At 57.6% G+C, this 9218-nt stretch carries 10 protein-coding genes and 1 pseudogene; 5 read left to right on the top strand and 6 right to left on the bottom strand.

All coding sequences use genetic code 11. The annotated features are described in order from the left end of the window. The 3 genes from VF672_RS13545 to VF672_RS13535 form a co-directional block, all read right to left on the bottom strand. On the bottom strand, positions 1–140 hold a 140-nt coding region (locus tag VF672_RS13545; RefSeq protein ID WP_331105098.1), incomplete at its 3' end, for an OB-fold nucleic acid binding domain-containing protein. A gap of 260 nt (positions 141–400) precedes the next feature. Next, positions 401–748, bottom strand: coding sequence for a ribbon-helix-helix domain-containing protein (locus VF672_RS13540; RefSeq protein ID WP_331105097.1), 348 nt, complete (start codon positions 746–748; stop codon positions 401–403). A 409-nt stretch (positions 749–1157) separates the two neighbouring features. Further along, positions 1158–1631 carry a Dps family protein gene (locus tag VF672_RS13535; RefSeq protein WP_037014103.1) on the bottom strand — a complete coding sequence of 158 codons (474 nt, stop codon included), beginning with the start codon at positions 1629–1631 and terminating at the stop codon, positions 1158–1160. A gap of 425 nt (positions 1632–2056) precedes the next feature. Between VF672_RS13535 and VF672_RS24610 the strand changes: the two are divergent. Both VF672_RS24610 and VF672_RS24605 read left to right on the top strand, forming a co-directional pair. Then, a pseudogene (locus VF672_RS24610) lies at positions 2057–2380 on the top strand (cold shock domain-containing protein membrane protein); the annotation flags it as partial. A gap of 60 nt (positions 2381–2440) precedes the next feature. Continuing rightward, entirely contained in the window at positions 2441–2662 is a 222-nt protein-coding gene (locus tag VF672_RS24605) for a cold shock domain-containing protein (protein ID WP_004667445.1), read from the top strand. 67 nt (positions 2663–2729) lie between these two features. Here the strand turns inward: VF672_RS24605 and VF672_RS13525 are convergent, their stop codons facing one another. Further along, the gene (locus tag VF672_RS13525; RefSeq protein ID WP_331105095.1) at positions 2730–2936 is read right to left on the bottom strand and encodes a SlyX family protein; all 207 of its coding nucleotides are present in this window, start codon (positions 2934–2936) and stop codon (positions 2730–2732) included. Between the two features lie 2 nt (positions 2937–2938). Then, a complete protein-coding gene (locus tag VF672_RS13520; protein WP_331105094.1) occupies positions 2939–3364 on the bottom strand; it encodes an HIT domain-containing protein in 426 nt (141 codons plus the stop codon). 983 nt (positions 3365–4347) lie between these two features. Between VF672_RS13520 and VF672_RS13515 the strand changes: the two genes are divergently transcribed. The 3 genes from VF672_RS13515 (at position 4348) to VF672_RS13505 (ending at position 8595) form a co-directional block, all read left to right on the top strand. Beyond that, entirely contained in the window at positions 4348–5670 is a 1323-nt protein-coding gene (locus tag VF672_RS13515) for an OprD family porin (protein ID WP_331105093.1), read from the top strand. 173 nt (positions 5671–5843) lie between these two features. Continuing rightward, positions 5844–7559 carry a proline--tRNA ligase gene (locus VF672_RS13510; protein ID WP_331105092.1) on the top strand — a complete coding sequence of 572 codons (1716 nt, stop codon included), beginning with the start codon at positions 5844–5846 and terminating at the stop codon, positions 7557–7559. A 79-nt stretch (positions 7560–7638) separates the two neighbouring features. After that, positions 7639–8595, top strand: coding sequence for a hypothetical protein (locus VF672_RS13505; RefSeq protein WP_331105091.1), 957 nt, complete (start codon positions 7639–7641; stop codon positions 8593–8595). 2 nt (positions 8596–8597) lie between these two features. Here the strand turns inward: VF672_RS13505 and VF672_RS13500 are convergent. After that, positions 8598–9218 (bottom strand): DNA polymerase thumb domain-containing protein (locus VF672_RS13500; protein ID WP_414705604.1); only part of this gene is annotated, 621 nt, incomplete at its 5' end.

The following is a 9218-nucleotide window of genomic DNA, read 5'->3' as shown; positions in this document are numbered from 1 at the left end:
TGGGCCAGGCCTTCACGATCGCGAATGTCGAGGAAAATCACCCCCCCGTGGTCGCGACGGCGATGGACCCATCCGCAAAGGGTAATTTCCTGACCTTCCAGGCTCTCGTTCAGTTGGCCGCAATAATGGCTGCGCATCATGATCGTGTGTTCACTTCTCGTAATTCGGAATTCGATGGAGCTTTCGCCCGTCGCCGGTGCAAGGGTGCGGAAGCCTTGGCTTGCAGTCCGACCTGATGGTCAGTTCCTGCCTTCCAGAGTAAGGCGGGGGATTATATAGGGATAATCATCGCTGTGCAGCCGCGCAGCCCGATACCGGGCAAGAACATGTCGGCACGGGGCTCGATGCCTCAGTGCCGCGAATGAATGCAGGCCCGCCTAAACGGGCCCGCCGAATCAGGTCATGTCGAGGACGGCGCCAGGCGCAGCCCCTCGGCACTCAACACGTGTGCCACGCACACCACGCGGATCAGCCCGCTGAAGTTCTTGACACCACCGTAACGCAGGTGAACCTCACGGTCGACGTAAGACAGCACTGCGTTTATGGAGCAATCGTTGAATCGTGCCATTTCGGACAGAATATTCCAGTACACCTCCTCAAGCCGAAGGCATGTGGCCAGGCCGTTCAGCCTGACCGACCTGGAATGGGGCTGGGCCAGGCTCATGTTGAAAGTATCGATAAACGGGTCGCCCCTGGCGTTCACACACCGGGTCGGTTCCCATCCCCCTCGGGCAGTATTCGGATCCATGCAGGTACCCCTGTTTTGCGATTACGGACATGGGCGTCAGCACCTCTTCGCAATCAGTGAAAGAGGTTTCTATCAAGCCGTAATCCAAGGGGCGCAGCCAGCAGAAGGAGCACTCTTGACCCGTAGGAGATTGCTACGGAGCAGGGGCGATTTTCGAGAGTGCCAAGGCGCGTGGGGGTCTATCCTCGACAGGGTGGTAAATATGTATTTTCACGCAGTTATTTCGCCCCGCTCAGGCAGATTGCTGAAGGTCAGCACCTGAAGAAGAAGCACCGAGCGAGATGAGCGGCTTGAGCCGGAAGATTCGAATCGCGGGCCAAAACAGAGGCAATGGAGGATGTTGCTAAAAGAGCGGGCATCACCGAGGATGCCCGCTCTTTCTGTCGAGTCCGGATGTACCGAGCCCGGATTATTGAGTTTCCAGCATGGAGCGCAGCATCCAGGCTGTTTTCTCATGCACTTGCATCCGCTGGGTCAACAAGTCCGCCGTCGGCTCGTCGCTGACTTTGTCCAGCAACGGGAAAATGCCGCGGGCGGTGCGGGTGACAGCTTCCTGACCCTGAACCAGGGAGCGAATCATGTCTTCAGCGGCTGGCACACCCTCTTCTTCTTTAATCGACGACAAGCGTGCGTAAGTCGAATAGGTGCCCGGCGCAGGGAAACCCAGTGCGCGGATACGCTCGGCAATCTGATCGACCGCCAGCGCCAGCTCGTTGTATTGCTCTTCAAACATAAGGTGCAGCGTACGGAAAGCCGGACCCGTCACGTTCCAGTGAAAGTTATGGGTCTTCAGATACAACACGTAGGTGTCAGCCAGCAGGCGGGAAAGACCGTCCACGATGGACTTGCGATCTTCTTCGCTGATGCCGATATCGATTGCCATGTTCAGCCCTCTTCTATGGTGAATTTTTTAAACGACTGCCGACCACTCTATCAAGACCATTGGCCCTGCGCAGCCATCTGTCGGGATTAGTTCGGCGACAGACGCTGTGTTGAGACCGGCTTACTTCTAAAGAAAGCGATCGGGCCGACGAGCTGCTTATGCCGAAGGCTCTGGAAGGAGCGTTCGACCGTGCCCCAAAAAAAGTGACATACAGCCACCATCGCCCGCCGACACGCACGCTAAGCGCTTGATTTGAGTCGCTCTCGGCTTTGCTGTTAAATACAGACGCGCTGCCGCCAAAGTGCCGTCCGGCGGTTGCGCACAGGCAGGTCCGACACTCGTGCATCACGCCTCCTTTTCTTCCTGAAGCGTACCGAAGGTCACCCGCTATTTCCTTGTGATCCATCTTAATGTGAGTCATCGAAATGTTGAAAATAGTCCACCTGCTAACGGGCGCAGCTGCCCTGCTGCTGTCTTTCATCCCCAGCCTGCGTAGTGAAGCGCTGTCTTCTTACCTGTCCCAACCGGATGCGCTGTACCTGGCGTTCTTCGGCCTTATCAACCTGGTGCTGGCGCCGGTCATTCCCTACTGGAACAAAGGTCCACGTCACCAACTGCAAAACCTGGTCAGCGGTTTGCTCGTGCTTGCCGTCGTGCTTCAAATCCTCGCGTTACTCGTTCCACTTGAAACCATCGCCGGTCAACCGGCTGTTCTGGTCAGCCTGCTTGCCGTCGTGATTGCCGTGGCATTGCATCTGGCGGTCAGCTTCTACCGGTCCTCTCCTGCGCCTGCTGCTCAGTCTCAGGATCTGGGCAACCGCGATACAGGCACCGTGAAGTGGTTCAACACATCGAAAGGCTTCGGCTTCATTTCCCGTGATTCAGGCGATGACATCTTTGTGCACTTTCGCGCCATCCGCGGTGAGGGTCACCGTGTGCTGGTCGAAGGTCAGCGTGTCGAGTTTTCCGTGATGAATCGCGACAAAGGCCTGCAAGCGGAAGATGTCATCGCTGCGCTTCCGCGCCGCTAACGCTAACTTGGTCGCATAAAAAAACCGCGCTGACAGGCGCGGTTTTTTTTGGCTGAAAGACTTGCCCTTAATAATGAGGGGGACGCGAGTCTTCGGCGAAACCGTCGCCCTGCCCGCCCATTTCCTCCTGGCGCTTGATCAGGGCCGCAATCTGTAACTCCAGACGATCAAGGCTGCGCTGCTGAACGACCAACACGTCATTCAGGGCTTGAATCGTATCGTCCTGAAAAGCCAGTCGGCTTTCCAGCTCCATGACACGCGATTCGAGATCCATAGTCAGTCCTCCTTAAAGGTGAATGCTTCGGTCAATTCTGACCTCAGTTGCGATCTGATCCGGGTGACCTCCTCCGGCGAGTAAGGCTTGGCCGGATGCTTGCCCCATACAGGCGCTGGCCACGCCGCGTCACTCCTCAGCCGGACAATAACGTGCATGTGCAATTGATTGACCACATTGCCCAGCGCAGCGACGTTCATCTTGTCTGCTTTAAACGCACGGTCGAGTACGGCCGAGAGGTAGGTTGTTTCTTTCCACAACTGCGCCTGCTCCGCTTCGGACAACTGGAACACTTCACTGATGCCCGGACGCTTCGGCACCAGAATGAACCACGGATAATTCGAATCATTGGACAGCAGCAGCGTGCACAGCGGGAAGTCGCCGATAGGCAAGGTGTCTTGCAGCAAACGCGGATCTAGAACAAACACGTAATTACTCCTGATCGCCGAGTTATTCATTGAGCGGACGGACGGGCCGAGCAGAAAAATCCTGACTGCCTGGAAGGATACGCGCGAACTCGGGATGAATCATCCCGCGCCGCAGTCCGGCGCATTTTGCGTATTCAGTGTTGATCGGCAAGCACTCCATGGCGACTTCGCACCAAGAGCGCGCGAAAAAAATGATGCCGCACCCTGATGAAGCAGCGCGGGCGCGCGCCTAAAGGAACGAAAAATGCAGCCTTAGTCGCGGGAAACCTCAGTAAATCCAGACCTTTTAGCCCATTTGCGTGAACCTGCCGGGGCCGCACTGCCAAGTCCCGCATCACTTGAGCCTCGACGGAACCAAAGGCAGGCGTTTTTAGACGACGATGCACCAAAAAGACTCAGATGCGGACCGAATATGTGGCAGCTATCCGCAATTTACTCACTTCCCAGGGGTAACAGGTAACGTCAGTGACATTTCTCCGCGGTACGCTCGTGAGAATCGCCGATGCAAAGCACGCTACCGAAAATATTTTTCCTGTTTGCGTTCAGTGGCTTGGCGCCTACACCGAATGTTTTTACATCGCTTTCGACATATTTTTCATATTCGTCCAAATTTTGTGCACGGTTGTTGCTTTGTCACACACACGCTTCAAGACGAACCTGTCGGGAGACAGGGCGGGGCCGAAGCGATGCAATGACGGTTGTGAATGCGGTTGGAGCGGCTGGATTCGATGAGGGTATGAATGAATCCAGCCCTTCGAAGACCTGGTAGTTGCACGGTTAAAGAATCAGGAGCTGTTCAGTAACGACATGGACAGCACCGGCGGCGACAGGCCGTAAAGAAACTGAAAGGATAGGTTCGTAACTATCGCCAATAATGTCAGCGTGATGTAGATTCCGCCGACACCAAAAAGAAAGAAGCCGGCCAGATAAAAAAACAGGTGGACGGCAGTACTCTTCTTAAAAACCAAAGGAGCAAAGTCACGATGAGAGTGATGAAGTGGACCGCAATCGCACTGGCCGTTACTGCAGCCAGCACCCAATTGGCATCAGCTGCGGCATTCGTAAGCGATCAGTCCGAAGCCACTGGTTTTGTAGAGGGGAGCAAGCTGGATGTTAAGGCTCGTAACTACTATTACAATCGCGACAAAAAGAACGGTGGCGTAGACGACAAGGACTGGACCCAAGGCTTCTGGGCCAACTACAGCTCCGGTTACACACAGGGCCTTATTGGTGTTGGTGTTGACGCTTTCGGCTACGTCGGCTTCAAGCTTGACGGTTCCGACAAGTATTCCGGTTCGGGCAACTTGGTCACCGACAGCCAGGGCAAGAACGAAGACAGCTTCGGCAAGGCCGGTGGCGCTGTTAAATTCCGCGTCTCGAAAACCGAACTGAAAATCGGCGACATGCAGCCGCAGAATCCGGTATTCGCGGTCGGCGGTTCTCGCCTGTTGCCGCAAACCGCAACTGGCGTAACCTTGCAAAGCAGCGAGATCAAGGGTCTTGACGTCGAAGCAGGTCGCTTCACTTCAGGCACCAGCCAGGACGAAACCAATCGCAACGGCGATATCTGGGCAACCTACGCTGGCGTAACCTCCAAGTCCGCTACTTACGGTGGCGGCAAGTACTCGATCACCGACAACCTGGGCGTTGGCTTCTATTACAACAAACTGGAAGACGTGTGGAACCAGTACTATGGCAATGTGAACTACGCACTGCCGTTGACCGATGACCAGTCTCTGGCTTTCGACTTCAACTACTACAACACCCAGGATACCGGCAGCAAGAAAGCAGGCGACATCAGCAACAATGCCTTCTCTCTGTCTGCAGCCTACTCGTTCCTGGCCGCTCATACCCTGACCCTGGCTTTCCAGAAAGTTAACGGTGATACGCCGTTCGACTACATTGGTATCGGCGACAACAACCGCGGCGGCGATTCGATTTTCCTGGCAAACTCGATCCAGTATTCCGACTTCAACGCCCCGGGTGAAAAATCCTGGCAAGCTCGCTACGACCTGAACATGGCCACCTACGGTGTTCCAGGCCTCAGCTTCATGGCCCGCTACGTGACCGGTACTGACATCGACGGCACCCACACGCCTTCGAACAGCACCTACACCGGCTTGTATGGCGCTGATGGCAGCCACCACGAGACCAACGTCGAGGCCAAATACGTTGTTCAAACCGGCCCGGCCAAAGACCTGTCGTTCCGCATCCGTCAAGCATTCCATCGTGCCAACACGGACGAGGGCGAAGGCGATGTCAACGAGTTCCGTCTGATCGTCGACTACCCGATTTCGGTCCTGTAATCGCGCTGTCCGACACTCGTTAAAGAAAAGCCCGGCCCTCGCGCCGGGCTTTTTCATGGGCGCAAGGTTGACAATCCCTTCCGTCGCGGCGCCCGCCCGGCCTGTACTCGGCGGTACCACCACCGTACAATGCCGGGTCATTTCCCAGTCACCGCAACCGACAACGGCCGACCATGCGTACCAGTCAATATTTGCTCGCCACACAGAAAGAAACGCCATCCGATGCGGTCGTGATCAGCCATCAGCTGATGCTTCGTGCCGGCATGATTCGCAAACTGGCTTCCGGTCTCTATACCTGGCTCCCCATGGGCCTGCGGGTACTGCGCAAAGTCGAAGCGGTGGTTCGTGAAGAAATGAACGCAGCGGGCGCGCTGGAAGTGTTGATGCCGGGCATTCAGCCGGCAGAGCTGTGGCAGGAATCGGGACGCTGGGAACAATACGGCCCTGAGCTGCTGCGTCTCAAGGACCGTCATGATCGCGACTTCTGCGCGGGCCCGACCCACGAAGAGGTCATCACCGATCTGGCGCGCAACGAGCTCAACAGCTACAAGCAGTTGCCGATCAACATGTACCAGATCCAGACCAAGTTCCGTGACGAAATCCGTCCTCGCTTTGGCTTGATGCGCGGCCGCGAGTTCATCATGAAGGACGCCTATTCTTTCCATGCGACTCAGGATTCCCTGCAGGAAACCTACGACCGTATGCATCAGGCGTACTGCAATGTGTTCACGCGCCTGGGCCTGAACTTCCGCCCTGTTGTGGCCGACAACGGTTCCATCGGTGGCGCCGGATCCCATGAGTTCCACGTGCTGGCCGAGTCCGGCGAAGACGACATCGTATTCAGCGACACCTCCGACTACGCCGCGAACATCGAAAAAGCCGAAGCCATGCCGCGCGAGTCAAGCCGTCCTGCGCCGACTGAGGAGCTGCGGCTGGTCGACACCCCCAACGCCAAGACCATCGCAGCCCTGGTCGAGCAGTTCAATCTGCCGATCGAGAAGACCGTCAAGACCCTGGTCGTGCATGCCGCTGAAGAAGGCAAGCTGATCGCGTTGATCATCCGTGGCGATCACGAGCTCAACGAAATCAAGGCGTCCAACCTGGAACAGGTTGCCAGCCCGCTGGTCATGGCCTCCGAAGCCGAGCTGCGAGACGCCATCGGCGCCGGTGCGGGTTCGCTCGGCCCGCTGAACCTGCCGCTGCCGTGCATCATCGACCGCTCGGTCGAGCTGATGAGCGACTTTGGCATCGGCGCAAACATCGATGACAAGCACTACTTCGGCGTCAACTGGGAACGCGACTTGCCCGTTCCGACGGTGGCCGACCTGCGCAACGTCGTCGCCGGTGACCCGAGCCCTGACGGCCAGGGTAACGTAATCATCAAGCGCGGTATCGAAGTCGGGCACATCTTCCAGCTGGGCACCAAATACAGCGACGCGATGAAGTGCCAGGTCCTGGGTGAGAACGGCAAGCCGGTCACGCTGACCATGGGCTGCTACGGCATTGGCGTGTCGCGCGTTGTGGCTGCCGCGATCGAGCAGAACAACGACGCGAACGGCATCATCTGGAGCGACGCGCTGGCGCCTTTCCAGATCGCCCTCGTGCCGCTGCGCTACGAAACCGATGCCGTTAAAGAGGCGACCGACAAGCTGTACGCCGAGCTGACGGCGGCCGGCTTCGACGTGTTGCTGGATGACCGCGACAAGAAGACCAGCCCGGGGATCAAGTTCGCCGACATGGAACTGATCGGCATCCCGCACCGCATCGTGGTCAGTGACCGTGGTCTTGCCGAAGGCAACCTCGAATACAAGAGCCGCACCGAAGCCCAAGCGCAGGCTCTGCCTGTTGCCGACGTGTTGTCTTTCATCAAGGACCGGATCAAGCGCTGACCGGAGGGCGCGCCTGCACTGCAGGCGCGCTTTCATCCGCCACGCCTCTGCTATGCGCCTTCCTGCACCTAGAGATCTCATGTTCAAGCGAAACCCCTCACGTCTCGCAGGCGCTGTCTTGTGCACCAGCCTGTTTCTAAGCGGCTGCGCCAACCATCTGTCCCAGCGCAGCGAGCATGAAGAACGTGTCGAGCGAAAACTGCTCGACCACAGCTTTCAGGTCGACCTTGGCGAACCCAAGACGCTGGAACTGCCCCAGCGCCGGATACGTATCCACGAGCTGAAAACCTTCGATATCACCGAATTTGAAGTGACCCGCCACTACGATCGATACACACCGTATCAACCATGGCGCGAAGTCTATGAAATCCCGCTGGGCGCCGTGGCCATCGTCGCGGGCATCGGCGCGAACGTGGTCAACGTGCTGACCTTTGGCAGCCTGCCCGACAGCGTCACCAAAGACTGGCTAAGTTACGGCGTCGCAGGCATCAACCCGTTCATGAACGCACCCTCCCATGGTCGTGCGCAGCAAAACCTGGCGGGCATCGACGAAGTCCAGCGCGACCACCGCATTGAACATTCGAGCCTTCCCTGGAGCGAAGCACCGGTAGAAGTCACCGCGGGCAAAGAAACCCATGAGCTGACCACGGACCGCAACGGTGTGCTGCGCGTTAATTTGCTGGACAGCCCCTTTGCCGAGCAGAACCTTAGCTATGTCACGCAACTGAACATCAACGTCCAGGATGACCAGAGTAACGTCCAGGCGAAAGCCACGCTGCCGCTGAGCAAATCGCTGCGCGGCAAGCTGATCGAAGCCCACGATCTGATTTACGACGATCTGGAAGATGACGAAGTGAGCCAATGGGTGCATCGCGTCAAGCGCCTGTCCGAGCTGGGCCTTGAAGAGGAAGCCAGTGATCTGGAACAGTCGCTGATCGAGCTGACCCGCAACGATCCACAGCTACAGCATGAATTCCTGCGAGCACTGGCCAAAGACGCCGGTCGACTGGTTGCGGTACCACCGGGCAGCGAATAGCGTCAGGTGAACAACTCCAACTGCTCGTGGGCAGCCCGAAGATCGTGCAGGCGCACGCCAATGCCCAGCAATCGCACCGGCCTGCCGCCGCGTGCGAAGGCCTGGGTCAACAGCTGCTCGTAACTCCCAAGATCCCGCCCTGCCCCGGCCTGCTCCAGCGTCGTCTGCGTGAAGTCATGAAACTTGACCTTCACGAACGGTTTGCCGGGGCGGTAGAGGCTGTCGATCCGCGAGATGCGGCCGTTCAAGGTTTCCAGCAATGCCGGCAGCATCTGCAGGCAGCTGGCGAGGTCCGGCAGGTCAGTGTCGTAGGTGTTCTCAACGCTGACCGATTGGCGCCGATTGTCGTTCTGCACGGGCCGGTCATCCACACCATGAGCCAGATTCCAGAGCCGTTCCCCGAATGAGCCGAACTCCCTCACCAGGGTCAGCTTGCTCCAGGCGCGCAGATCGGTGCAGGTGACGATGCCAAGGCGGCCAAGCTTGTCGGCGGTCACTTTGCCGACGCCGTGCAGCTTGGACACCGGCAACTGAGAGACAAAATCTTCGACCTGATCCGGCGTAATCACGAACAGCCCGTTCGGCTTTTTCCAGTCGCTGGCGATTTTGGCCAGAAACTTGTT

The sequence above is a fragment of the Pseudomonas sp. genome, from assembly GCF_036387035.1.
Classification (GTDB): domain Bacteria; phylum Pseudomonadota; class Gammaproteobacteria; order Pseudomonadales; family Pseudomonadaceae; genus Aquipseudomonas.
Note: the sequence above shows the minus strand (reverse complement) of the source record. Positions and strands in the feature narration are given on the sequence as shown.